18 protein-coding genes and 1 other annotated feature are annotated in these 25,147 nt (G+C 46.9%); of the genes, 7 read left to right on the forward strand and 11 right to left on the reverse strand.

The features are described from left to right. Positions 1 to 1,977 carry a tetratricopeptide repeat protein gene (locus tag OXN25_15685; GenBank protein MDE0426294.1) on the reverse strand — a complete coding sequence of 659 codons (1,977 nt, stop codon included), beginning with the start codon at positions 1,975 to 1,977 and terminating at the stop codon, positions 1 to 3. Between the two features lie 353 nt (positions 1,978 to 2,330). On the opposite strand from OXN25_15685, the gene OXN25_15690 reads away from it, so the two are divergent. The 5 genes from OXN25_15690 (at position 2,331) to OXN25_15710 (ending at position 8,819) form a co-directional block, all read left to right on the forward strand. Continuing rightward, a complete protein-coding gene (locus tag OXN25_15690; GenBank protein MDE0426295.1) occupies positions 2,331 to 3,923 on the forward strand; it encodes an ABC transporter substrate-binding protein in 1,593 nt (530 codons plus the stop codon). Positions 3,924 to 3,987: 64 nt separating this feature from the next. Next, positions 3,988 to 5,013 (forward strand): dehydrogenase, encoded by a 1,026-nt coding sequence (locus OXN25_15695; GenBank protein MDE0426296.1) that lies wholly within the window; start codon positions 3,988 to 3,990, stop codon positions 5,011 to 5,013. A gap of 16 nt (positions 5,014 to 5,029) precedes the next feature. Further along, positions 5,030 to 5,818 carry a phytanoyl-CoA dioxygenase family protein gene (locus tag OXN25_15700; GenBank protein ID MDE0426297.1) on the forward strand — a complete coding sequence of 263 codons (789 nt, stop codon included), beginning with the start codon at positions 5,030 to 5,032 and terminating at the stop codon, positions 5,816 to 5,818. A 13-nt stretch (positions 5,819 to 5,831) separates the two neighbouring features. Then, positions 5,832 to 7,319 carry an ABC transporter permease subunit gene (locus OXN25_15705; GenBank protein MDE0426298.1) on the forward strand — a complete coding sequence of 496 codons (1,488 nt, stop codon included), beginning with the start codon at positions 5,832 to 5,834 and terminating at the stop codon, positions 7,317 to 7,319. Positions 7,320 to 7,349: 30 nt separating this feature from the next. Beyond that, positions 7,350 to 8,819, forward strand: a complete 1,470-nt coding sequence (locus OXN25_15710; protein MDE0426299.1) for an ABC transporter permease subunit — start codon at positions 7,350 to 7,352, stop codon at positions 8,817 to 8,819. A gap of 5 nt (positions 8,820 to 8,824) precedes the next feature. Here the strand turns inward: OXN25_15710 and OXN25_15715 are convergent, their stop codons facing one another. Continuing rightward, a complete protein-coding gene (locus OXN25_15715) occupies positions 8,825 to 9,673 on the reverse strand; it encodes a phytanoyl-CoA dioxygenase family protein (GenBank protein ID MDE0426300.1) in 849 nt (282 codons plus the stop codon). A gap of 194 nt (positions 9,674 to 9,867) precedes the next feature. Beyond that, positions 9,868 to 12,849: a leucine-rich repeat domain-containing protein gene (locus OXN25_15720; protein MDE0426301.1), complete on the reverse strand. Its 2,982-nt coding sequence runs from the start codon at positions 12,847 to 12,849 to the stop codon at positions 9,868 to 9,870. Positions 12,850 to 13,298: 449 nt separating this feature from the next. Between OXN25_15720 and OXN25_15725 the strand changes: the two genes are divergently transcribed. Then, the gene (locus tag OXN25_15725; GenBank protein ID MDE0426302.1) at positions 13,299 to 14,390 is read left to right on the forward strand and encodes a hypothetical protein; all 1,092 of its coding nucleotides are present in this window, start codon (positions 13,299 to 13,301) and stop codon (positions 14,388 to 14,390) included. Positions 14,391 to 14,421: 31 nt separating this feature from the next. Here OXN25_15725 and OXN25_15730 read toward each other — a convergent pair whose 3' ends face one another. The 6 genes from OXN25_15730 to OXN25_15755 all read right to left on the reverse strand — a co-directional run bounded on the left by OXN25_15730 (position 14,422) and on the right by OXN25_15755 (position 20,088). Further along, positions 14,422 to 15,537 (reverse strand): VCBS repeat-containing protein, encoded by a 1,116-nt coding sequence (locus OXN25_15730; GenBank protein ID MDE0426303.1) that lies wholly within the window; start codon positions 15,535 to 15,537, stop codon positions 14,422 to 14,424. 21 nt (positions 15,538 to 15,558) lie between these two features. Beyond that, complete coding sequence (locus tag OXN25_15735) at positions 15,559 to 15,981, reverse strand: GNAT family N-acetyltransferase (GenBank protein ID MDE0426304.1); 423 nt, start codon at positions 15,979 to 15,981, stop codon at positions 15,559 to 15,561. A gap of 97 nt (positions 15,982 to 16,078) precedes the next feature. After that, positions 16,079 to 17,071: a ketol-acid reductoisomerase gene (ilvC, locus tag OXN25_15740; GenBank protein MDE0426305.1), complete on the reverse strand. Its 993-nt coding sequence runs from the start codon at positions 17,069 to 17,071 to the stop codon at positions 16,079 to 16,081. 4 nt (positions 17,072 to 17,075) lie between these two features. Further along, entirely contained in the window at positions 17,076 to 17,573 is a 498-nt protein-coding gene (gene ilvN / locus OXN25_15745; protein MDE0426306.1) for an acetolactate synthase small subunit, read from the reverse strand. A gap of 100 nt (positions 17,574 to 17,673) precedes the next feature. Continuing rightward, entirely contained in the window at positions 17,674 to 19,350 is a 1,677-nt protein-coding gene (gene ilvB, locus OXN25_15750; protein MDE0426307.1) for a biosynthetic-type acetolactate synthase large subunit, read from the reverse strand. Positions 19,351 to 19,432: 82 nt separating this feature from the next. Continuing rightward, positions 19,433 to 19,716 (reverse strand) — a binding site (T-box leader). 48 nt (positions 19,717 to 19,764) lie between these two features. Next, a complete protein-coding gene (locus OXN25_15755) occupies positions 19,765 to 20,088 on the reverse strand; it encodes a hypothetical protein (protein MDE0426308.1) in 324 nt (107 codons plus the stop codon). Between the two features lie 326 nt (positions 20,089 to 20,414). Between OXN25_15755 and OXN25_15760 the strand changes: the two genes are divergently transcribed. Next, a complete protein-coding gene (locus tag OXN25_15760) occupies positions 20,415 to 23,096 on the forward strand; it encodes a DNA methyltransferase (GenBank protein MDE0426309.1) in 2,682 nt (893 codons plus the stop codon). Here OXN25_15760 and OXN25_15765 read toward each other — a convergent pair. Together OXN25_15765 and OXN25_15770 are read right to left on the reverse strand one after the other, a co-directional pair. Beyond that, complete coding sequence (locus OXN25_15765; protein MDE0426310.1) at positions 23,065 to 24,039, reverse strand: hypothetical protein; 975 nt, start codon at positions 24,037 to 24,039, stop codon at positions 23,065 to 23,067. The two genes, OXN25_15760 and OXN25_15765, sit on opposite strands and share 32 nt — an antisense overlap. Before the next feature lie 395 nt (positions 24,040 to 24,434). Continuing rightward, positions 24,435 to 25,040 carry a superoxide dismutase gene (locus OXN25_15770; GenBank protein MDE0426311.1) on the reverse strand — a complete coding sequence of 202 codons (606 nt, stop codon included), beginning with the start codon at positions 25,038 to 25,040 and terminating at the stop codon, positions 24,435 to 24,437. Positions 25,041 to 25,147: the final 107 nt, after the last annotated feature.

Genomic DNA, 25,147 nt, shown 5'->3' on the forward strand with positions numbered 1-25,147 from the left:
TCATCTATAGTTTTTGGGACCCGCATTCAGATGTACATAGGCAGGATTGAGTTTGAGAACGTTCCGAATTGATTTTATCGCCTTCTTTCGTTCTCCTGCTTTTAAGGCGACCTGTGCGAGGTGGTAGTGTGTCTCAACAGCATCACTTTGAAGATTGATGGAGCGTTCTAAGGCTTTCATGGCTTTATTCATCTGCCCACGTTTCGCCAAAACCCAACCGAGGGTATCATGATAAGCGGCGACATTCGGATTTAACGTGACAGCGGTATAGGCTAACGTCTCAGCAAGGTTCAGTTTCTGTTGGTAACCGTCAACATAGAGACGTGCGAGATTGTTATACGCTTCTCCATATTTCGGTGCAAGACGGATTGCCTGTTCATAAGCGCGCTGTGCGTCTTGCAGACGCTCAAGTTTCATATAGGTAGTGCCAAGAATGTTATAGGTCTCGTAGTCCTGCACAACTTTTGCTTCAGCAGAAGTAGTCGTTGGATACATGCCGCTAAGCGAGGCTTCAGCGGTAAATACACCTGGATGGACATTCTCCCGCTCCTCCAGAAACAATTCATACGCTTCAGCTGCGAGCGCATACTGTCCCTCCTTGAAATATGCGAATCCAAGTTTCCTATAGAAATGGATAGGGAGTGCCCCAAGGTCTCTGCTCAACTGATAGGCACTAATGGCTTGTCTATAGTGTCCCTCTTGGATGTAAAAATCGCCTTCAGCCAAAGAGCGTTTTACTAAATCCGGGACTTCGGTAGCCGAGAGTCCCATACTCAATAAAGGGGTCTCCTTTGCGCCGCGATACTTTTGATATTGCATAAAACCAATTGTGGTGGCAAGGAGAATGCTCCACAAAATCAGGTAGACGCGCGAACGGGACACCCACCTTTTGGAGAGGTATTTTCCAGGGTGCAGGACAGCAAGAAAAAAGTTCTCATGTTCCTCTTCGGAGGGTGCTACATCCGGATGATATGGAACAGTGGCGGCATTCGGTGCCAATACAGGAAGCGCGACAGACGAACCCGCAAGCCGCGGCGATTGCGAGATTGATTTCACTAAATCGTCTATTTCTGGATCTTCATCTGGATCTCGGTATTTTTTCTCCGGAATCTCTGTATCTGCTTCGGGGTCTGAGGGCCCTGGATCCTGGATTTCGCTATCCTCATCCGATTCTGGCATCTCCGCATCTGGCATCCGGTTTTCTGAAAGTTCCGTTTCCGTTACGGTCTCCTCTGGTGTCTCAGTAGATGGGTTATAGTCGTCCTCATCTACTATTTCTTCGGGTTCAATCTCAGTTCTTAAGTCTGATTCTACTGAAGGTTCTTCAAAGGTATCTTCTACAGCAACCTCTGTTTGTTCCTGATCCAGTTTATCTGTTGTCTCAGCATCGCGAGAGGTACGCGGGTTACTCCTATTGAGTAGGTAATGTAAAAGTGAGTCGTGCCCCTTTTCCGCCTCTTCGACTTCTACAGGGTCTGGGTCCGGGCGCGGCGTATCTTCAGATAGCGTTGATTCAGGAGGTTGGATAGTACGCTTTTGAGCAGGAACAGTCGCCTCTTGGTTTAGCTGCTGAGGCGTGTTTCCGTTACCATAACGTTCGCGAATCTTACTAATGCATTTCTTGACCTCTATCCGTGTAAGCATAGAGTCAACGTTGCTCAGCGATTCCAAGGTCGGAAGGACCTCGGGATTTCCCAACTCACCGATAGCTTCCAGCATTGCCCAAACTGTCAAATCTTTGGATTCAGCTTGCAATGCTTCAAGGAGAGGTTCTATTGCCCCGGTTGCCCCAAGACCTTGAAGTGCTTTCGCTGCCTCACGCCGTATCATCGAATCAGAATCGGAGAGTGCCTCAATTAAGAACCCTACACTGCGAGCGTCCCCTTGAACAGCAAGACCTTCAATAGCACTGCTACGCACGACGACCGGTTGCGTTGTATCTGTTAAATTCTGAATGAGTTGGTCAAAAGATGGCATAATTTTTTAATAGAAGTATTTATTGCCAACAGTATTTGCTCGCCCTTTGTCGGTAAAGTTCTGAACACACTTTTAGACTGAAAATTAGCCAAACCCAGAAGAACCTTACCCCTGTATTGAGACACTAATCCATTTAATAATACGATTTTTATAGAGAAAGGATACATTTATTTGCTTGTTGGTTGTTGGTACTTGGTTAACTTGTGTGGAAGTCAAGCAGGCTTTCATCTTTAAAGCATCTCTGACTTCTAAACATTGGTATGCTGTTAACAAATTTTCTCCAAAGGACACTTGACATTTCTCAGCGTAGTTTGTATTATAAATACAACTTTTTAATAAATATGGAGGCACTTATGGAAAATAGGTTTTCTACACATTTTTTGTTACTTACACTTCTGATATTGCCCTTTACAATCCTCTCATCAGCACTTGCTGACTCGCATATAGAACGGGGCGGCACTTTAATCTTCGGGCGCGGCGGCGATTCTATCGGGCTCGATCCAGCACATGAGATGGATGGCGAATCCTTCAAAGTCTGCGAAAATATTTACGATACACTCATACAATACAAAGATGAAAGCACGGAACTTGAACCGGCACTCGCGACGAGTTGGAAGAGTACAGAAGACGGTTTAACATGGACTTTCCAACTGCGTCAAGGCGTGACTTTCCATGACGGAACCCCCTTCAACGCCGAAGCTGTCCTCTTCTCGCTTAACCGACAACACGAGGATACACACCCATTCCATAAAGTCGGTGGTGCCTATAACTATTGGATAGACACCGGCTTAGCAGAAGTTGTGGACAAAATTACTGCCCTTGACGAATTCACAATCCAAATTCGCCTTAAAACGGCTTATGCGCCGTTCATTCCAACACTTGCGATCTCTGCCTTCGCAATTGTGAGTCCGACAGCACTGAAAAAATGGGGTGAGGATTTTACGAATCATCCTGTTGGCACGGGTCCTTTCAAGTTCGTCCGATGGGACCGGAACGATAAGGTTGTGCTTGAAGCGAATGACGACTATTGGGGTGGCAGACCGCCGTTGGATAGGGTTATTTTTCAGTCTATTCCCGATAATTCGGTACGCCTCATCAAACTCCAAGAGGGCAGCCTTCATGCGATGGAGTTTCCCAACCCCGATGACTTTCAACAGATTCAAGATGACGCGATGCTTGAGTTAATCATGCAACCCGGTATGAGTGTCGGCTATCTTGCAATGAACATGGACAAACCGCCATTCGATAATCTCAAGGTCCGGCTTGCGATCAATCATGCCATTAACAAACCAGCGATTATTGAACATCTATATCAAGGTATGGGGGTTCCAGCGAAAAATCCGATCCCACCGACGCTCTGGAGTTATGACGATTCGATTGAAGATTACGCCTATGACCCGGAATTAGCGAAGCAATTGCTCACAGATGCAGGCTATCCCAATGGGTTTGAGACAACCCTCTGGGCACTACCCGTCCCACGTCCATATATCCCAGACGGACGCGCGCTCGCTGAAGTGTTGCAATCCGAACTCCGAAACATCGGTATCGAGGCAAAAATCGTGACCTACGATTGGGGCACCTATTTGGAAAAAACGAAAAACGGGGAGCACGACATCGCAATGTTAGGATGGTTTGCCGACTTAGGTGATCCAGATAACTTTTTTTACTATCTTTTAAGCAAAACCGCTGCCAAAAAACCTGCTGGGAATATCGCGTTTTATCGAAGTGACGAAATGCAGGACGTGCTTGAGCGGGCGAGGGCAAGTACGGACCAAGAGGAACGCGTTTCGCTGTATCAAGAGGCGCAGCAGATTTTTCACAAAGATGCCCCATGGGTGCCGTTAGCGCACGCGCAGCAGATTTTGGTTATTAACAAAAAGGTTAAGGGACTTAAACTCCATCCTTTAATGTGGAAATACTTCCGCCAAATTTGGCTGGAAAAATAAAGGAAGTCTGGGTATCTAATAACAATTCATCAATCATACTGAATTCTAAAGACAGGAACAACAAATGAATAAATCCGTATTTCGCGTGGGTATCACGCGGGACTTTTTGGGATCCGATGGCACGAGCGATTTAGACGATATTGCCGGGCCTCTTTTTGACGAAGCCGGTCTACAGTGGGAATATATTGCAGAGAACACACCGGTATTACAAGCTGCACAAGTGAAGGATTATGACGCACTCTTGGTATTGGGAGCAGGCATCACAGCAGAAACTTTCACAGATGCTGACAGATTGGCTGTTATTGCTCGATTCGGCGTGGGATACGATAAGGTGGATGTACCAGCATGTACCGAAAATGGTGTGCTGCTCACGATTGCTCCCGACGGTGTCCGCCGTCCTGTTGCCACCTCCATCATGACTTTTGTCTTATCGCTGAGTCACATGCTGTTGATAAAGGACCGACTCATCCGTGCTGGTGGCTGGAGAAATACACAAAACTACAGAGGCATGGGGTTGGTCGGTAGAACGCTGGGACTCGTCGGTATGGGGAACATTGGGAAAGAGGCGTTCCAACTGGCGAAACCTTTCGGCATGCGTCATATCACCTACGATCCGTACGTTACGGCTGCTGAGGCGGCAGAAGTCGGCGTAGAACTCGTCGACTTGGACACCTTGATGCGGACTGCTGATTTCGTGTGTGTCTGCTGCCCACTCAACGAGGAGACACACGGACTCGTCAATGCGAGACGTATCGGACTAATGAAACCGACGGCTTACTTCATTAACACTGCACGGGGTCCCATCGTTGATCAGAAAGCACTCACAGAAGCACTCCAGAATCGACGGATTCAAGGGGCGGGGCTTGATGTCTTTGAACAGGAGCCGATTGACGATAACGATCCGCTCCTGACGTTAGACAACGTTATTGTTACACCGCACAGTATCTGTTGGACGGATGAATGTTTTGACGGCAACGCCAAAAGTGCGTGTGGGAGTATCATCAACGTGGCTTCTGGGCAAACCCCTTCGTATATTGTCAATCGAGATGTTATAGATAGCCCAAAACTACAGCGAAAGTTAGCGAGGTAAAACATGGAGGCACACCATGCTCACAGAACAGCAAATCAAGCACTTTCACACCTTGGGTTTCCTAATTTTTCGGCAAGTGTTCAGCAAAGACGAACTGAACACAATACACACCGAGTTTGAAGCAGCGATGGAGGCGGCGTATCATCATGCGCCGTTTGATGGGACACACCGACATTGGCTGCCGATGATGGCACCTGAAACGCCATTCTTCGCGAATCTGCCAGAAGATCCGCGATTCAGCGAAGTCGCAGAACAGCTCTACGGCGACGATGTATTTTTTGTTGTCTCGGACGCGAACCGTTATGTAGGAAATACGGGTTGGCACCCAGACCATAATGTCGATCCAACCAAGGATTGCTATGGGGTGAAATTTGCGTACTATCTTGAACCTGTTGATGCTGAAAGCGGGGCGCTGCGACTGATTCCCGGCTCTCACAAGAACCCACTACACGATGATCTGCGCGAGAATTTGAATTCATTGGGACTGGAGATTTGTGATGTTCCAGGGTATGTTTGTAAATCGGAGCCAGGGGATGTAGTCGCTTTCGATATGCGGTGCTGGCATGCGAGTTGGGGCGGTAGTGAAGATCGCCGCATGTGTACGGTGGTCTACTACAACAACCCGAAGACCTCAGTGGAAGAGGCTGCCACACGCAATCGAGCACGCAGCAACGCCAAAAGCCCTGAACACTTCAACCGACCGGGTGCTTCGCTTTATGATCCAGATTGGGTCGCGAATCCAACTGGCAGTGAAAAACGACAACGTTGGATTGACCGGTTGCGTGAACTGGAATTTCTGCAATAACTGAGGCAATGTAATGCTCTGGACAATTGTTAGAAGAGAAATTACGGCAAATATCTTGAGTTTCAGATTCCTCATGGGACTCCTCATCTATTTTTCCTTGATTGTGACAAATCTCTTCGTTTTGACCAGAGGCTATGAGGATAGACTGCAAAGTTACCGAACGGCGATTCGAGAAAATGAAGATAAGATCAGTCAGGTCGAGAGATACTCTCAGTTTGGACTCACGCATACGCTAAAGTGTGATAGAAGTCCGAAACTACTGAGCATTTTCAACGAAGGTGTGGATAAAAGGAAGGGAAACACAGTAACCGTCGCACATGGTTATGTCCCTGCTGTTGCTGAACAACACGGTTCTGATAACCCCTATCTGAACATCTTCTCCTCTATTGATTTTACGGTCATCTGCCAAGTCGTGATGAGTCTACTCGCTCTACTCTTCGCTTACGACGCGATATCGCGGGAAAAAGAAGCCGGGACCTTGAGATTGGCACTCTCAGGCGCAGTTTCAAGACCGACGCTGCTTTTGGGAAAATACATTGCCGGAATGGTGTCTATTTCTCTTCCACTCATTGCGAGTTTTGTGGCAGGTTTATTGGTGATACACTTCTCCCCTTACGTCTCTTTTAGTAGTTCGGATTGGGTACGGATACTGTTAATCTTCCTCGCGTCACTGCTTTATGTCTCCCTCTTTTTTCTTATTGGACTTTTTCTCTCTACCCGGACAGATCGATCCTCTATCACTTTGATGTTTTCAATGTGTGTCTGGGTGCTTTTCGTGCTTATCGTTCCGAATCTAACGGTTTTGTTGGTGGAACATGCGAGTCCCATACAATCGGAGGAATCCTATAAAGAGCAGGCGAGAGACCAGTGGAAGCAATACGAAGCCGAAGTCAAAGATTACTTTGAGAAACGGGGGGTTGAGAAACCACTGGATCGCGCCAGTTTTGGTGGTGTTGGTGTTAATTCTGGGGTCAACGACTACGACAGTGGCGAGACAGTCAGCGTAAGTGGTTTTCGAGGCGAAGAGGGTGTACCTTTTGCCCAAGAATGTTACGGATTCAAGGAAAATCTTCGAGCGCAATACGCCGATCGGATATGGCAGATACGCAAAGAATATCTCGACAAAAATCCGAACCGACAATCCCTATTGGCACTGAACGTGTCTCGTATATCTCCGGCAGCGGTTTATTACAATGCTGCTGCGATTCTTGCAGAAACAGACTTAGGCAGTTTCTGGCGATTTATGGAGCAGGCGCGACAGTATCGGCGTGAATGGCTCGACTATCTGAGAGACGAAGAAATATTTTCTTCACGCAGATGGTTCACGACTGAATTTGAGGAATCTTTTGACTTGCGCAAAATTCCGAGATTTAAGGAACAGAGCGAAGACATTGGCAACAGTCTACAACGCGCGAGGTTAAACATTATGATACTCGCGGTTCTAAACGTCCTATTCTTTATGGGCGCATTCATTTCATTCCTACGCTACGACGTTGTATAGCGGATTCTGAGTTGTCTGGAAGGAAGCGATATGATCTGGCACATCGCAAAACGAGAAATCCTTGATAACTTGACGCGTTTTCGATTTGCACTCACCCTGATCCTGGTAATGGTGCTGATGGTGATGAATGCCGTGATATTCGTGAGCAGTCAATACCCGAGAAGGATCGCGGAATATTCCGAAGATATCCGCAAAGCCGTCGAATCGCTGGAAAAGAAAAGCAGTAATTTAGGTGAACTTGCGGTAAAAGGTCCTGGGAATCTGTACAAATCCGTGAGTCCATTAACCTTCATTGCTACCGGTAAAGATGCGAACTTACCGAAGCGTGTTGAAGGAGACTCCAGTGGCGGCTACGGTATCGGTATGACAACGCCTGACTTTAGTTTCCAGTATTCTTGGTCAGCAAACTGGTGGCTTCAGTATCCGCAGGACACATCCCGCAAAAACGATTCATTGCCGAATTTCACAGAATTGGATTGGACGTTCATCATCGGGTTGATTATGAGTTTTATGGCGATCCTGTTCACTTACGATGCCATCTCTGGAGAGCGTGAAACAGGAACGTTAAGCTTGCTCATGTCTAATTCCGTGTCCCGTGCAACTGTGCTTCTCGGAAAATTCATCGGGGCGTTTCTGACAATCTTGCTTCCCTTGTTTATTGGAATATTGCTTAACCTAATGATTGTCAATGCATCAAGATTGATGTCGCTTAGCGGAGACGAATGGGCGCGGGTGGGGATAATTTTTGTTATTTCTGCGATCTACATCTCAATATTCTTATGGCTTGGACTGTTTATCTCAAGCCAATTTTCTAATTCGTCCAGCAGTTTGCTGGTATTATTGCTAATTTGGATCGTCTTTGTGGTGCTTATCCCAAACACAATGGGAGTTTTGGCGAGCGGCTTCAAGCAGGTTCCTTCCCGAAGCGAAATATCTCGGATAGAGAAAGCACAAGAAGAAGAAATTGACGCGCGGCACAAAGAAGGAAACAAACTTTATCGAACAGGTTCGCCTTCCGACCCGCCTCCTAAAATTGAGGTGTTAAGAATGTGGGCTGACTATTTAAACGAACATGCCACTGCAAAGAGCAGCATCAACGATGAGCATCTTAACAAACAGTTTGTGCAGATTGAGTTCACGCAACAAATTACACGGCTGTCTCCGGCGGCTATCTATAAATATGCTATAGAATCTCTGGCTGGCACAGGATTTACCAGACATAAGCGATTTGTCCAAGAAGCACGTCGCTACAGAAACCAGTTTGTTGATTTCATCCAATCAGAGGACAGCGGGGATAACGAAAGTTACCACATTTATCTTGTAAAAGAAGGATTATCCCAAAAACCTGTCATCCTTAATAGCATTCCTAAGTTTTCAGACAAACTGACCTTGGGCACCGCTTTCAGTGGGGCAGCGTTGGATCTGATGTTGTTGGTCTCACTGATGCTACTCCTATTTATGGCGGCAATCTTGGGATTTATGCGGAGCGATGTGAAATAGATAGGTTAATCGACGGTTGGACGTGAGGGGTTCCCCCAATGTCCGTTTCTGTCTTTTCCGCTCACGACGACTCCCTCTCTATCCCATCGAAAGGAAGCTCGGACATCGGTGGAGCAGTAGCGTAAGGTTAAACCGCACCGTCGCCTCGGTGAAGGATTGGCGTTTGATCCATGCAACAGTAGGTCGGTATGGATAGAGATTTCACCCGCTTTGAGTTCAACATCAACAGTTTCGCCGTACTGCTCGGCTTCTTCAACGATTTGACCCAGTACGCTGTTTTCATCGGGTGTGCTGTGTCGAGCGGTCAAATGCCCTGAGTGATGCGAACCTGCAATAAAGCGCATCGCCCCGTTTTCGACCGTGGCATCGTCAATTGCGAGCCAGACGGTAACGGTTTTGGATGGCGTGAGGGGCCAGTAACCGGCATCTTGATGCCAGCCAACTGTTTTCGAGTCGTGCGGCATTTTGCAGAAGTAGTGGGCACCCCAACCGATAACGTCCTCGCCAATTAGGTCTTTGACACAGGCGACAATCTTCGGATGTGTAAGGAGGTCATAAACCTTTCCATATTTCAGGTGTGCGGAGATAATTGAGTAACTACTTCCGCCTGCCGAGAGGACATCGGCTAAGAGCTTATCAAAATACTGCCGATGTTCGTTCATCTCGGTCTCATTGAAAATTGGGATGCCTCTGATATAGCCGAGGCGGTTGAAATCCGCCAACTGTTCTTGCGTCAGCAGCTTGGGGTGTTCAGTGATACTGGGATGGAACTGCAGGTCGCGTCCCATTTCAGCGAGTTGTTCCCACGTCGGCATGACTTTATCGGTTTTGTAAGTTACGCCTTGGGTTGCCATATTGTTCCGCCTTGTCTAATTTTTGATTCCATCTTACCACAAATCCAATGAAAATGGTATAATATATTAGGGTCATTAACAAATACAGGGCAACCACAACGAATACAGCAGCAACGACAACAGATATAGGGCAACCACAAGGGTTGCCCCTACAGTTAATAGATTTATCCGTGCATCAATTCGGTGATACACTCCTATTTCCGTATCAACAGCTTGCGTGTCGCGGTGAAATCGCCGGCTGTGAGTGTATAGAAATAGAGACCACTCGCGACCTTCTCACCTACACCGTTTCTGCCATCCCAATGGATCGCACGACTCCGAGTATGATACATACCCGCAGGTTGATGCCCTAACTTCAGCTCCCGTACCACAACACCCCGTATGTCGTAGATCGTTAGTGTAACTTCCGCCGGTTCAGCGAGTTGATACGGTATCCACGTTTCAGGATTGAACGGGTTGGGGTAGTTGGTCAAGAGTGCGGTATGCACAGGAATCACAGGCGGTGGAGGTGTTTCAACCGATGGCGCAGCAGCGGCTTCATCCGTGACATCGATGGTAACGGTGATACGATCTAAGCCATCGTTCCCATCAGAAGCATCGACGGTGACCGTATAGGATGTCTTGGTTTCAAAATCCAAAGCTGCACTGGTTTGGAGCTGCCCGGTAGTGCTGACAATGCTAAACGAATCCGCGTCCGTGCCACCCAGCGTATAGGTAAGCGTATCATTATCCGCATCGGTGGCTGACACAGCATCTCCAATGTTTGTGTTAGATGCCGTATTCTCCGCAACAGTGCGTGTCGCGCTACTGCCCTCTGTGAACACAGGTGGGTTGTTATATAAATTAATATCAACCCACGACAGAGATTGGTCATTCTGAAGTTTCTTGAGAAGGTTGTAATCTGAAACTGAAATTGGATTACCTTTGATCCGTAGAAACATCAGGTTAGACAAGCTATTCAACGGAGATAGATCCCTGATATTATTCCCAGACAGATTGAGATCTGTCAGTTTGGTCAAGCCACTCACGGCAGATATATCATTGACATTATTGTTATCCAGATTGAGGTAGCTTAACTGGATCAAGCCACTCACGGCAGATATATCATTGACATTATTGTTATCCAGATTGAGATAGCTCAGCTGGGTCAAACCACTCAGGTGAGATATATCCGTGATGGAATTATTCTGTAGATAGAGCACTGTCAGTCCGGTGAGCCCACTGAAATCTCCATGCAGAGAACCGATTTTCTTGTTTGATAGATCCAACGTTGTAATCGTCGCGAGCTGCGCTAAGGACACATCAGGAGTTCCAAGCACATTAACAATCGCATCACGCACAGGTGCCGAGCGGGCACTGACTGTAAGTATGACATTGATCGTGACGGGAATGCTATCGCTACCGTTATTGTCATCGGAAACAGAGACCGTCACCGAGTAGGACGACTTGGTTTCAAAGTCGAGGGCTGCATTTGTTTGGAGTTGCCCTGATGTGCGGACAATACTGAACGCCGACGCATCCGTGCCACTGAGTGTATAGGCGAGAGTGGTATTTGCATCCACATCTGTCGCAGCAACAGCACTCCCGATGTTTTGCCCGGCTGCGGTGTTCTCTGCTATAGCGCGCGCCGTGCTGGCACCATCGGTGAACACGGGAGCATCGTTAATATCTGTCACAGTGATAGTGACGGCGATGTCGGTGCTACCGCCATTATCATCAGAAGCAGTAACAGTCACCGAGTAGGAGTCGTCTGTTTCATGGTCCAGGGCTGTGCGGGTTTGGAGTTGCCCGGTCGTGCCGACGATGCGAAACGAAGCAGCATCTATGCCACTTAGTGTATAGGTAAGCACATCGTTATCCTGATCTGTCGCGGTGACAGGCGTGCTGATATTCTGTCCCGATGCCGTGTTTTCTGCTATAGAGCGGGTTGTACTATCGCCGTCCGTGAACACAGGTGCATCAGCTGCGTCTGTGACATCGATAGTGATGTCAATGTTATCGCTACCGCCATTGCTATCTGAAACAGAAACCGTATAGGACGACTTGGTTTCATAATCCAACGCAGCACGCGTCTGCAGCTGCCCAGAGGTCGAAACAATACGAAAGGAACCCGCATCCCTGCCACCTAACGTATAGGTGAGGGTGTCGTCGCTATCCACATCCGTCGCACCAATCGCAGACCCAATGTTTTCACCCGATGCCGTGTTCTCCGCAACAGAACGCGTTGTGCTGGCACCATCGGTAAACACAGGCGCATTATTAGTGACTTCAGGGATTGTAATATCTAAGAAGAAACCTCGATGACTCGCAATCGTAGCGATCGCTGCCTTGAGACGACGCAAGGGACCATAATCCGAAATCGCATTACCCCCCAGAAAGAGTTCTCTCAGGGAAGTCAATCCTTCAAGGGCAGATACATCACGGATCGCATTTTTCCACAGATTCAGCGATATCGGGGAAGTCAAGCCTTCAAGCACGGATATATCCGTTATCGAATTTTTACCCAGATCGAGCTGTTTCAGGGAAGTTAACCCTTCAAGGACGGATATATCACCGATCGAGTTGTTATGCAAAGAGAGCGATGTCAGTGCGGTTAGGTCCTCAAGGGCGGATATATCACTAATCGCATTGTGACTCAGATTGAGTCCTATCAGTGCCGTCAACCCTTCAAGTGCCGATATATCACGGATTCGATTCTTATGCAGACTGAGCCGTGTCAAGGAAGTCAATCCTTCAAGCGGTGATATATCACTGATCGAATTTTCATGCAGATAGAGATGTCTTAGGGAAGTTAACCCTTCAAGCGCCGATATATCCGTTATTAAATTGCCAGACAGATAGAGATATCTCAATGCGGTCAAGTCTTCAAGTGCGGATATATCACGGATTGAATTGGTATTCAGATCGAGGGTTAAGAGTGCGGTGAGTCCCTTGAAATCACCGGTTTTCAGAGTCCTGATTTTCCTACTTGACAGATTCAAGGATGTAATCGCTGCGAGGTGGGCTGCGGTCACATCATTGGCATTGTGAACACCTGGCAGCGCAGCAACAATCGCATCCCGCACTTGTGGCGTTCTCTCAGCAACGTTAACCCCATAAGCGAAGTTTTGTCCGCAAAAAGTTATTAAAAGTGCCAGGAATATTGATGTGATATATCTTTTATTTTCAGATAACATTTTCATCATAAGCTCCTTTAAAAGTTTGAAATCACGGATATAAGGATAGACGAAAAAAGGTTCTACGATTTTCCTAAAATTCCCTTCACTTTATACATTTACGACGCTCTGTTTGTAGCACACACGGTCAAGTTAGGGTTTTCTGTGTGTTGAACGTGTCGCCATCCAGTTATTATAGGTCTATTTTTCTTATTTATCAAGTTAAAATGAAAAGTCTATAAACAACTGAATTATACGGTATTTTCCGGGAAAATGCAAATTATGTCAATAAAAATTTAAGGTCATTCAATTTTCAAAAAGAAAAAGTCGGGAATCTGATTTCGCTCTACCACAAATGCAACGAAAGTGGTATAATATATTTAGAGAAGTTTAGATTACAGATTATATCTTGAAATTGAGGCTTTTTAATGGCGCATGCATATACCCCTGGTCTCAAGGTGACCGAGGGGATGACAATTAAAAAAGAACGCCGGCTCCCACTCGAAGGCGAAGTGCTTGTGGAAACCGGTGCGACAGTCAAGGCAGAAGATGTCGTTGCAAAGGCGGATCTGCCGGGTAATGTTCAACTCTTGAACGTCGCGAACCTACTCAGTGTCCCTCCAAACGAAGTCGCTGAATATATGCTCAAACCGGTAGGTGAATCTGTCTCAAAAGACGAGATTATCGCCACAACAAAAGGACTCTTTGGGCTTTTCAAATCACAGGCGCGCGCACCGATTGATGGCACAATTGAAGCCGTCTCTGATGTCACAGGACAAGTCATCCTTCGTGAACCGCCTATCCCTGTCGAAGTCAAGGCGTACACAGACGGCACCGTAACAGAGACTGCTCCAACCGAAGGGGTCACGGTAGAGACGTACGGGACGTATATCCAAGGCATCTTTGGGGTTGGTGGCGAGACAGTAGGAGACTTGGTCGTTGTCGCCAAATCGTCGGATGATGAGTTGACGGCTGAACAGATTCTCCCAGAACATCGAGATAATATTTTGGTGGGCGGTTCGTTGGTCACGACGGATGCCATCCAGAAAGCGATCCAGAACGGTGTGAGAGGTGTCATCGCCGGTGGGATTGACGATGCGGACCTCCGGGAACTTCTCGGCTATGAACTCGGTGTGGCGATTACGGGTTCCGAGGAGATTGGGATTACGTTGGTTATCACAGAAGGGTTTGGACATATTGCGATGGCTGAACAGACATTCACGCTTTTAAAAGCGCGGGAAGGTATGAAAACCTCTATTAACGGTGCAACACAGATTCGTGCTGGCGTTGTGCGTCCGGAGATCGTGATTCCGTTGGTATCTGACACTGTAGAAACTGTGGAAGTTGGGAAGGATGGAAGCATGGAAGGCATTTTGGAGGTTGGGAGCTCGGTGCGTATTATTCGGGAGCCGTATTTCGGGCAACTGGGACGCGTCACGGAATTGCCGATAGAACTTCAGAATTTGGAGACAGAGGCACGGGTGCGGGTGTTGCGGGTTGAACTCGAAGATGGTCAAGAGACGACTTTGCCTCGAGCAAATGTTGAAGCGATTGAGGGATAGTGGTTAGGCATGAGTTGTCCGTAAATATCCATTAAAATTGGTTCTCATACCACTTGACATTCCCCGTGCTGAGACCGCTGGCGACGATGTCTAACCTACCGTTTCCGTTCATGTCCAAGACGTGCATCTGACCGATACCTATACCACCATCGTCAATTGTCTCTTTACTCCATCGGTTCTGTTCCAGATTCTCTGGACGGTAGAGATGTAAACTTGTGCCTTCACCGTTATAACCAGAGATAATCTCAAGTACACCGTCATCATCAACGTCAACAGCAGCGAGCGAATGCCCTCGGTTAAGTGTATCGTCGATGAGATACCGCTGCCACGGATCGGTTCTTAGATCTCCAGTGGCTTTATACCAGACGAGATTGTTTCCGTGCCACGGTTCAATTGCTAAAATTTCGTTAACACCATCGCCGTCAATATCAGCGGCAAATGTATCGCTGCACTCACGGTCACTGACGATCCATTTGCCCCACTTTTCCGTCATAGGCGATGCCGGAGGTTCATACCAAATTAGCCCCTCAGAGCAGCTAATTAGTACATCATCGCGTCCGTCCTGATCAACGTCGTTAATACTTAAGCCGTGATTGATGTGGAGGGAATCGTCAAGAAGGTGGGATTTCCAAGAGGATATGTCTCGTGGGGTATCTGGCAATTCATAGCACCATACAGAGCCGGGACTGTGCCATTCACCGGGTTTGCCGTCCTCACCGCGGATGGAAGCGACAATGAGAAAAGGAGACGCTGCTGAAGTGTTTCCAGAAAGATTCGCGAGGGCGACGCGGTGAATGAAGGGGATATCCGCAATGCGGTGGCTTTTCCAATTTTGCCCATCTTCTGCCGGCACCTCAAGCCACTGGAGGTACCCCTCGGCAGCGTTTACGCCACGGTTAAAACCGCTGCCAACGATGAGATCAGGAGTGCCGTTGCCAGTCAAGTCATAAGGCGCGATAGTAATGTGACCGCTGCCCTGATTGGTTACGAGATGTCTTTTCCAGTCGGGTGCTTCGTACCAAGCGATAATGGGTTCACCGGTGGAACCGGCGATGATGTCGAGCTGACCGTCGCCGTTTATATCAGCGACTGCTAATCCGTAAACGCTTCTGACGGTGTCGTCAAGTAGATACCCCTTGAACTTCATAGCTGACCTCCTGCCGTTTGTTTAGGGATTGCGAAAAAATCGGACTATCCCAGGCTCTATCTCATAGCCGACCGATGACCAGAAGGCAGTAGCCCACGGATATTTTTCCTCCACGAGTGCGGTGATACGTTTAACGCCACGTTCTGCCAAACATCTCTCACCTTCCCTAACCAAGGCGCGTCCAATACCCCGTCGTCGGTAGTCAGGATGGACGGCTATCCGATACATGTTGCCGCGCCACCCGTCGAAAGTTGCAATGAGGGAACCGACGATGCAGCAATCCGCTTCAGCGACCAATACCGATGCTGAACTTTCTATCGCCCCTCGGATGTCTGTAATTGTATCCGTGACACTTGGAGACGTCCCAGCAGCCTCCCACAATGCGAGGAGTGCCTCTGCTTCTTCTGGGCGGCATTCCCGGATGAAGAAAGTACCCGTATCCATATCATTAGCATGATTTCATGAAGATAAAAATGAGTTAGGTGCTGCCACAGAGCAAATCGGTGCGGTTAGAAACCGCACCTACCTTAGTCGAGGGTTCCTATTCGTCAAGCCAGCTCATCATACTCCGCAAATTTTTGCCGACTTCCTCAATTTGTAATTCTTCTTCCTGTCGACGGAGCGCGCCGAGTACGGGTTGGTTCGCCTCGTTCTCCAAGACCCACTCGCGTGCGAAGACACCCCCCTGAACGTCCTTCAAAATTTGGCGCATCTTGTCTCGAACGTCGTCGTCAATAAGTTGTGGACCGCGTGTGAGGTCTCCGTATTCGGCGGTGTTACTGACATCATTGCGCATTTTGCTCAATCCGCCGGTGTAGATGAGATCTACGATTAACTTGAGTTCATGGAGACACTCAAAATAAGCCATTTCCGGTTGGTAGCCAGCTTCAACGAGTGTATCAAAAGCCGCTTTGATGAGTGCAGCGGTTCCACCACAGAGGACGGCTTGCTCACCGAAGAGATCGGTTTCGGTTTCTTCACGGAACGTCGTTTCAATGACACCTGCTCGTGTGCCGCCGATGCCTCTTGCATAAGCGAGTGCAACATCGCGCGCAAGTCCTGTTGTGTCTTGATGGATAGCGATGAGGCACGGGACACCACCACCGCCTTCAAAAACCTCACGGACAAGAGAACCGGGACCCTTGGGGGCTATCATTGCGACATCGATATCACTCGCCGGAACAATCTGTCCAAAGTGGACACTGAACCCGTGTGAAACGAGCAGCATATTTCCTGCCTGCATATTGGGAGCGATCTGGTCGCGGTAGACGGCAGCGTGGCGTTCATCTGGAATGAGAACTTGAACGATGTCAGCCATTGCTGCGGCTTCCTCAACGGTTTTGACGGTTAACCCTTCCGCTTCGGCGCGTGCTTTTGAACGGCTGCCTTCGTATAGTCCGACAACAACGTTTGCACCGCTGTCTTTGAGGTTTAGGGATTGTGCGCGCCCTTGTGCGCCGTAGCCGACGACAGCAACAGTGCGCTCTTTTAGTAAATCAAAATTGGCATCACTATCGTAATAAATTGTTGCCATTTTTTTAGTTTTCCTTTCCACGTAGCATCGCTACCTTGCCGGTACGCGATAATTCAAGGATACCATAAGTATTGAAAATATCAATTGCTGCCTTCAATTTACCCTCATCACCTGTAATTTCAAGGACAAGTGAGGCAGGTTTCATATCGATGACGCGCCCTCGAAAGACTTCTGCGACTTGCAGAACCTCCGTGCGTTTTTGCGGGTCATCAATGGCAACCTTGATAAGAACAAGCTCTCGTTCAACATGCGTTCCGGTGGAGAGGTCGGTTACCTCAATAACGTCAATGAGCCTGTTTAAGTGCTGGTAAATCTGATCGATAATTTGGGCATCTCCATGCGTAACAAGGGTTATGTGTGAAATACCCTTGTCATGTGTTTCGGCGACGTTGAGGCTGTCAATATTAAAGCCGCGTCCGCTGAAAAGCCCTGCGACGCGCGCGAGAACCCCAAATCGGTTTTCGACCAAAACGGAAAAAATGTGTCGTTTTTCTGAGTTCATTTTTTATAGTTTTCAGTAAATCAACGGTATGAATGCCTTGAATCAACGGTATTCATACCGTGTGGCATGAACCGGGGTTGCTACGCACCCCTTAAAATCGTTACGATAACCCGCGAATAACATCTCCAAGACCCGCCCCTGCTGGCACCATCGGGAAGACGTTCTCCTCTTCATCAACGATGAAGTCAATGACAACAGGACCATCATTGATTCCTTTTGCTTTCTGTAATGCCGGTTCGACATCCTCCGGGTGTTCGACGCGAATTCCGGTAGCACCGAACGCCTCTGCGAGCAGGGCAAAATCAGGATTATCATGATAATCGACAGCGGAGTAGCGTTTACCGTGGAACAGTTCCTGCCACTGACGCACCATCCCCAGATACATATTGTTGATGATAAAGACCTTAAGTGGAAGTTTCATCGTAATCGCTGGCACCAACTCTTGGATTGTCATGATATAAGACCCGTCACCGTTGATATTGACGACGGTTTTGTCTGGACATCCAAGCTGTGCACCGATAGCGGCTGGGAGGCTAAAGCCCATAGTGCCGAGTCCGCCGGAATTGAGCCACTGTCGAGGTTCAGTGAATTTAAAGTATTGCGCTGCCCACATCTGGTGTTGCCCAACATCAGCGACGACAATTGCATCACTGTAATGTTTATAAATCTGTTCAATGACGTATTGCGGCATCACCTTATCACCCTTTTGCTCGTATTCAAATGGATATTTCTGCTTCCATTCTTGGATTTGGGCGCGCCATGGGTCAATATCTGTCGGACCGACTAACTTATTCAGTTCGGTTAGAACGTTCTTGGCGTCACCGACGATAGGAACATCTACGGGCACATTTTTCCCGATACACGACGCATCAATATCAATGTGGATTTTCTTGGCGTTGGGCGCAAATTTACTGAGATCGCCGGTAACGCGGTCATCAAACCTCGCGCCGATAGCGACAACAAGGTCAGCATCGGTGAAGGCGTAATTCGCACAACAAGAGCCGTGCATTCCGGGCATCTCCATCGCCAATGGATGGGTTTCAGGAAACGCACCAAGCCCCATTAGAGTAACAGTAATCGGAATTTGTGTATTAAGAGTAAGCTGCCGCAATTCCTCACTGGCGTTGGCAAGCACGACACCGCCACCGGCATAAAGCATCGGACGCTTGGCTTCCTTAATCAGTTCCGCCGCTTTCGCAATTTGCGCTGGCTCGCCGTGTACTTGTGGCTTGTAGCCGCGGATGTCAACCGATTCTGGGTACTGAAACAGTGTTTTATGTATCTGTGCATCTTTGGCGATGTCAATGATAACTGGCCCGGGTTTCCCGGTCTTGGCGATGTGAAACGCTTCGGCAACAACATCTGCGATCTCGTCGTTACTTTTGATGAGGTAACTGTGTTTACAGATCGGTCGGGTTACGCCAATAACATCGCACTCTTGGAAGGCATCGCTGCCGATATAGTGTGTGAAAACCTGTCCAGTAATTGCGACCATCGGAATTGAATCCATATAGGCAGTAGCGATACCGGTAACAAGATTGGTTGCTCCGGGACCAGAGGTGGCGAGCGCAACACCGACATCTCCGGTGACGCGGGCATACCCGTCAGCAGCGTGGGAAGCTCCTTGCTCATGCCGCATCGGAATTAATTTGATGTCTGGCTCGCTGTATAAGGCATCGAAAATCGGCATCGCTGCGCCACCATTCACACCGAAGATATATTCGACACCTTCCCGTTTGAGACCCTCAATGAGGATCTGCGCTCCTGAAAGTTCCATGCCAATTTCCCTCATAAATGGTAGTAGGCACACTCCGCTGTGCCGTAGCTCATTGAAATTAAAAAAGCCCTCTCGTTCCAACTTTGGAGACGAGAAGGACACTTACACTGACCTTACCGTGGTACCACTCCAATTCCCTTTCTCATTTTTATTGACGATATTAGGACTTACAAAGTCCATCTGTCACGAGAAAGAGCACTCTTTGGGACGCAATAACGGGCATCATACCGGCGAACCCTACTTATTGTTCAGATTCGCAGCTCCAGGGCGACCTTCAGTCGTGGGAACTTGAGGAGACCTTTCAGCCCGTGAGTCTCCCTCTCTTGCAAGCCTTGACGACTTACTCCTCCCCTTCAACGCTTTTTGGGTAATCTATTTAATTTTTTATTAAGCACGCCGTTTTAGATAGCAATTTTACAAATGACTAATAAAGGTTTCATCACCTGACTCTGATCGCCTAATCTCGGTATGCTTTTTTCGCAATTTAGGGACAAAGATTAACCACAGAATCACGTTCGGAATCCATAGCAAAAAATTATATGGTTGAGGAATCGTGAAAAGTAAGCCAAGAAATACCGAAACCGTGATCCAAGCAATAACAGCGGTCCTCCTTATAAAGGCGCGTTCTATCGGACCTTTCGCGCTTTTTATGCTCAGATAGGTCCCAAGTACACCACCCATGGTACCGACTACACCTCCGAAGATACCACCAATCCAACCGATAATAGCTCCATCCATGTTTCGTCACCTCCACCTGAAAAAGCAGCTAACGACGTTTCCGAACGGAATTATCTTTACACCTTATTAAGTATAACACATTTAAAGGGAGATGTCAAACGAAATTTGATTTGCTTATAAAATTTCGTTTGATAAAAATAAATTGATTATAACAGGACTCGGACAGAGACATCTAATCAACATGCCCTAAAGTAGCGCGGTATGTTTTCTATATGTAACAGTTTAGGACATTTAATTTTTGACAAAACTACCATACTATGATAGTATATACATAAACAGCATCATAGTATAAAATCAATGACTTTTAGCACCGGAGTATAAAATTGATGGCTCAAAAATACAAATCTATCTACTTTCCCGAGCATCCAGGGGAAACACCTCAGAAAAAATCTCTAACTTTGGCATTCGGCAAGGAAACAGATGAAATCTATGAATGTGTTAAAGGACTTTCAAGTGCTGAACTCCGTGAACTATTAGGTGGTGACTATCAGGTTCTTGTAGCGAATGCTAAAGCCGATAACTTACCTCTGAATACTTACTGTCTTCACCAATTAGAGGAATCCATAAATCTCATTCAAGAGCCTGCCTTTCAACTTCAACTACCGGGCATCAATGCCAAAACGGAATTATTCGATCCAGTGAGTGTAACTTTTAAGGGTGGACGAAAAGAGCCTTTCGCTCGATGGTACCCGTATTTAGAAGGTTATTCCACTCAATTCGTGGAATCTATCTTGGAAAGGTACGCTCCGGATGCCCAAACCATCCTTGATCCATTCGCTGGAACAGGAACAACTGCCTTCGCTGCGTCAGAACTCAACAAAACTGCCTATTTCTGCGAAGTAAATCCGGTTTTGCAGTTTATAAGTTTGACTAAAATACGAGTCAGGCGATTAAAATCGTCTCAACGTTCCACACTGGCTCAGGCACTGGCACAAGCCAAAGTTTCACTAAAAGAACTTGAAAAATATCCACTAAATCATACGCTCCACCAAGCCTACATACGAACTTTTGGTGATAGTTTATTTTTTCACGATCTCGTTTACGACCAAGTTTTACAGATCCGTTCGTGGATTGATGAAATCTCTCTTGAAAACCCGATCTTAGCCGCCCTCGTCACAGTTGCGGCCCTGTCAGCACTTGTCCCCTCATCTCGAATGAAACGATCTGGCGATTTGAGATACAAAACAATCAAGGAACTTGAAAGGCAAATGGTCCCATTCGTTGAAGGGATTTGTCAAAATATTGATCAGATGATTCAGGACATCCGAAACGATGTGGACGGATTGAGAAATGAGCCGTTGCTAATATGCGAAAATGCCCGTTCGTTAGATAGTATCTCACCTTTAGGTATTGATACCGTAATAACAAGCCCGCCCTATGTGAATGGAACAAACTATTTTCGCAACACAAAGATAGAATTATGGTTTTTAGGGTGTTTAAAAGAGAAGAAAGATTTGACGAGATTTCGCGAGGCTTCTTTAACGGCGGGTATCAACGATGTGACCGTTTCTAAAACGCCTCCGGCATCTCATCCAGATGTTCAAAAGATTGTTTCTAAACTGGAAAAAAATGCCTATGATTCCCGTATTCCACGCATGATTGCCTGTTATTTTGGCGAAATAACAAAAGTATTCCGAGCAATTCGCCCTCACTTGACTTCTGATGCGACTGTTGCAATCGACATTGGGGACTCTTGCTATGCGGGCACTCATGTTCCAGTAGATAAGTTGTTGTCGGCATGTTTGCAAGAGCTGGATTTTGTCCAACAAGATTCCGTGACGTTACGAAAACGCAAATCTAGAGGCGGAATGTTGCTCAAACAATCACTACTTGTTTTTAGGCACACTTTGAAACAAAGAAGATATAAATCTAACCAACGAGTTGGGACATGGCATACTGAATGGGGTACCTTCAAGCAAAACCTACCTCACCAGAAAACCCCCTTTATAAAACGGAACTGGGGACATGTGCGGCATTCGTTATGCTCTTACCCCGGTAAACTTAAACCGGCTATTGCCCACCATTTGGTACAAACATTTGTTCCAGAAGATGGACGAGTTTTAGATCCATTCGCGGGTGCTGGTACAATTCCATTCGAGGCAACACTGGCTGGCAAACACGCCTACGGTTTTGAGATAAGCCCTGCCGCTTTTGCGATCGCCAGTGCAAAGGTTCAAGCACCTACAGAACAAGATTGTACAACGGTTATTGAAACAGTGGAAGATTTCATCGGCTGCCATTCAACTACAGACGCAGAAATCACTGAAGCGAAACGTTTCGGGTTCAATGGGAAAGTAACGGAATACTATGAGTCCCAAACTTTGGCGGAAGTTCTCTTGGCACGACGCTATTTTCAAATTCATCCACCAGAAACACCTGAGGAATGGTTTGTATTTGCCTCGTTGCTCCATATTTTGCACGGTAATCGTCCGTATGCCCTTAGCCGCCGCTCTCATCCACTTACGCCTTATAAACCCACTGGACCTTATGAATATCGTTCCCTAATCAATCAACTACGGGCAAAAGTTCAGCGAGGGTTGGCTGAAGATTTGCCTACGAATTTTCGGCAGGGAAAGATACTTTTCCAAGATGCAACGAATTGGTGGCCTAGAGAAGTAGAGCAATTAGATGCCGTTATTACGTCCCCGCCGTTCTTCGATAGCACCCGATTCTATTCCGCGAATTGGTTAAGATTATGGTTCTCTGGCTGGTCCGCTGATAATTTCAAAACAGGACCATCAGTTTTTGTTGATGAGAAACAGAAAAGTAGTTTTGATGTATATATTCCGATTCTTCGCCAAGCGAAAGAACGTCTTAAATCTAATGGTGTGGTTGTCTTGCATCTGGGCAAAAGTGCTAAGTGCAATATGGCGGCTCATTTACGAGAACTTGGTAAGAGGTGGTTTCGGTCAATAGACCTTTTTGACGAAAGCGTTGCCCATTGTGAATCTCACGGTATTCGCGACAAAGGAACAGTTACATCTCATCAGTATCTTGTTCTGTATTAAAATCCACCTCCTGATGAATTACTTGCTGGTACTCCTGATTGGCTTGACGTACCCAAGCAGGCGAAATAATTGTCGAATGCTGAAAAAAATCAAAATTTTCATACTGTAAAATCCGATTACGTAGTTTGATAATTTCTGACCTATAAGGCGCATATTTTGTTAAAAGTTGATCTACTTGTTCAGAGATACTAAGGCGTTTAATTGCTTCAGGATTATAATGCGGTTGCCCAGCAAGCGTTTCATACTGAACGCCTGTGAGGACAGCAAGGTTCCTTAATTCGCTATCTGAGTAATATGCTGAAGGCCACTTGTCTGACTTCTCGCTGTTATGCTCTCTGCATAATAGTGTTGCATTTTCAGTTGTCAGGGGCCACAAAAAAACGGCAGGAAGGGTATGATCAAGTGGACGTTCTTTAGTACCAACTCCTTGTAGGTCTTTCCCGCATTTAAAACAACGATAACTAAAACGTTTGTAGATATTTTCGCTTTCAATTTTTCGGCTTCCAGAGAGATCCAAATACATTCGCCGTTTTTGGGCAGCTTCACGGTGTTGATCTGTCAACCGAGTTTTATTTTTAATGGCGTTGTAAACTGCTTTGCATAATTTGCATTCGCTCTGACGGCCAGACCTTCGATCACTATGTCGGTCAAATAAATCAAGCGATTTAATCGTATTACAGATGATACAATACTTATATTCCCGCGCTTCCTCAATATAATCATCGTGCAGAATCGTAAATGTCCCTTCTTCAATAATGGAGTGGTCTCTCTGGTCTTCCAGTTTGTACGCATAGAATTGAGTTTCGTCGCCTGATAACATAACTATTTCACAAGTCGGGCAGGTAATTTCAAAATCATCGCCAATTTCGTCTTTACGAACGAAGATAAATTCAAGACATTCGCTATTTAAACACTGGAACCCTTTGAAAACCACGTCTCCCATGCCGCGAACATGCTCTGCACGAATCTGATTCGTTTTAACGACCTTTGTATACGGTTTGCGTCTCGGCATATTTACCCTCGCAATAGTTCCGGTCAGTTAAAATGATATAGGACTTACGCAAAATTGCGTTAGAACACCAATTCTGATATGATTAGACACCGATTCCCACAGAATTCGGCACCGTTGCAAACCGAACTTATCATTCTTTTCGTGCGCAAGTCTTAAAGTAGAAACTATCGACGAGATTTTAGTCTGCCCCATACGACACTAATTTTGCCAGTTGGGTCCACGGCTTGTGTCGTTGCGAAGCGGTTTGAGATGAATAGGAAGAAATAGCGGGTAGGATTGAAACACCTTCACTCCTCCCGCTACTGAAATCCGAAATCTACTACAAATTAGGCGTTTGCTACATAGAGTTCATTGACTCGCGTCCAATTGATGACGTTTCCCCATGCTTCAACGTAGTCTGGACGTAGGTTTTGATACTTTAGATAGTATGCATGTTCCCAGACATCGAGACCGAGCAGGGGAACGTGCCCTTGCATGATCGGACTGTCCTGATTCGCAGTGGAGTAGATCTCCAAGCCGTTATCCCCAAGGACGAGCCATGCCCAACCCGAACCGAAACGTGTGGTCGCAGCTGTGACAAACTGCTCTTTTGCAGCTTCAAGCGAGCCGAAGGTTGAGGTGATAGCTGCTACGATTTCTCCACCGGGTTCGCCACCGTTGGGGCTCATAGTAGACCAAAAGAGCGAATGATTGGCGTGCCCACCGCCATTGTTGATGACAGCTTGGCGTTTATCCTCAGGCACCTGATCAAGATTGGCGAGCAATTCGTTAACATCCATATCGGCGACAGCCCCGAGTCCTTCTAAGGCAGCGTTGAGGTTGTTAACGTAACCTTGATGGTGTTTACCGTGATGGATTTCCATGGTTCGTGCGTCAATGTGAGGCTCCAAAGCATCGTGAGCATAAGGGAGCGCTGGTAATGTGTGTGCCATTTAAAAAATAGCCTCCTAATAGTGTTTTTTGATATTCAAGCAAAGTGCTTAACAATCAGGGAAAGTATAACAGATTTATCGGAAGTGTGCAAGTTTTTTCTGAAGGG

Source organism: Candidatus Poribacteria bacterium, from assembly GCA_028820845.1.
In the GTDB taxonomy this organism is placed as follows: Bacteria; Poribacteria; WGA-4E; order WGA-4E; family WGA-3G; genus WGA-3G.

What these genes read in the sequence shown, in the direction of transcription:
- OXN25_15685 (MDE0426294.1), bottom strand. Translation starts at nt 1,977, where the DNA reads ATGCCATCTTTTGACCAACTCATTCAGAATTTAACAGATACAACGCAA.
- OXN25_15690 (MDE0426295.1), top strand. Translation starts at nt 2,331, where the DNA reads ATGGAAAATAGGTTTTCTACACATTTTTTGTTACTTACACTTCTGATA.
- OXN25_15695 (MDE0426296.1), top strand. Translation starts at nt 3,988, where the DNA reads ATGAATAAATCCGTATTTCGCGTGGGTATCACGCGGGACTTTTTGGGA.
- OXN25_15700 (MDE0426297.1), top strand. Translation starts at nt 5,030, where the DNA reads ATGCTCACAGAACAGCAAATCAAGCACTTTCACACCTTGGGTTTCCTA.
- OXN25_15705 (MDE0426298.1), top strand. Translation starts at nt 5,832, where the DNA reads ATGCTCTGGACAATTGTTAGAAGAGAAATTACGGCAAATATCTTGAGT.
- OXN25_15710 (MDE0426299.1), top strand. Translation starts at nt 7,350, where the DNA reads ATGATCTGGCACATCGCAAAACGAGAAATCCTTGATAACTTGACGCGT.
- OXN25_15715 (MDE0426300.1), bottom strand. Translation starts at nt 9,673, where the DNA reads ATGGCAACCCAAGGCGTAACTTACAAAACCGATAAAGTCATGCCGACG.
- OXN25_15720 (MDE0426301.1), bottom strand. Translation starts at nt 12,849, where the DNA reads ATGTTATCTGAAAATAAAAGATATATCACATCAATATTCCTGGCACTT.
- OXN25_15725 (MDE0426302.1), top strand. Translation starts at nt 13,299, where the DNA reads ATGACAATTAAAAAAGAACGCCGGCTCCCACTCGAAGGCGAAGTGCTT.
- OXN25_15730 (MDE0426303.1), bottom strand. Translation starts at nt 15,537, where the DNA reads ATGAAGTTCAAGGGGTATCTACTTGACGACACCGTCAGAAGCGTTTAC.
- OXN25_15735 (MDE0426304.1), bottom strand. Translation starts at nt 15,981, where the DNA reads ATGGATACGGGTACTTTCTTCATCCGGGAATGCCGCCCAGAAGAAGCA.
- ilvC (MDE0426305.1), bottom strand. Translation starts at nt 17,071, where the DNA reads ATGGCAACAATTTATTACGATAGTGATGCCAATTTTGATTTACTAAAA.
- ilvN (MDE0426306.1), bottom strand. Translation starts at nt 17,573, where the DNA reads ATGAACTCAGAAAAACGACACATTTTTTCCGTTTTGGTCGAAAACCGA.
- ilvB (MDE0426307.1), bottom strand. Translation starts at nt 19,350, where the DNA reads ATGGAACTTTCAGGAGCGCAGATCCTCATTGAGGGTCTCAAACGGGAA.
- OXN25_15755 (MDE0426308.1), bottom strand. Translation starts at nt 20,088, where the DNA reads ATGGATGGAGCTATTATCGGTTGGATTGGTGGTATCTTCGGAGGTGTA.
- OXN25_15760 (MDE0426309.1), top strand. Translation starts at nt 20,415, where the DNA reads ATGGCTCAAAAATACAAATCTATCTACTTTCCCGAGCATCCAGGGGAA.
- OXN25_15765 (MDE0426310.1), bottom strand. Translation starts at nt 24,039, where the DNA reads ATGGGAGACGTGGTTTTCAAAGGGTTCCAGTGTTTAAATAGCGAATGT.
- OXN25_15770 (MDE0426311.1), bottom strand. Translation starts at nt 25,040, where the DNA reads ATGGCACACACATTACCAGCGCTCCCTTATGCTCACGATGCTTTGGAG.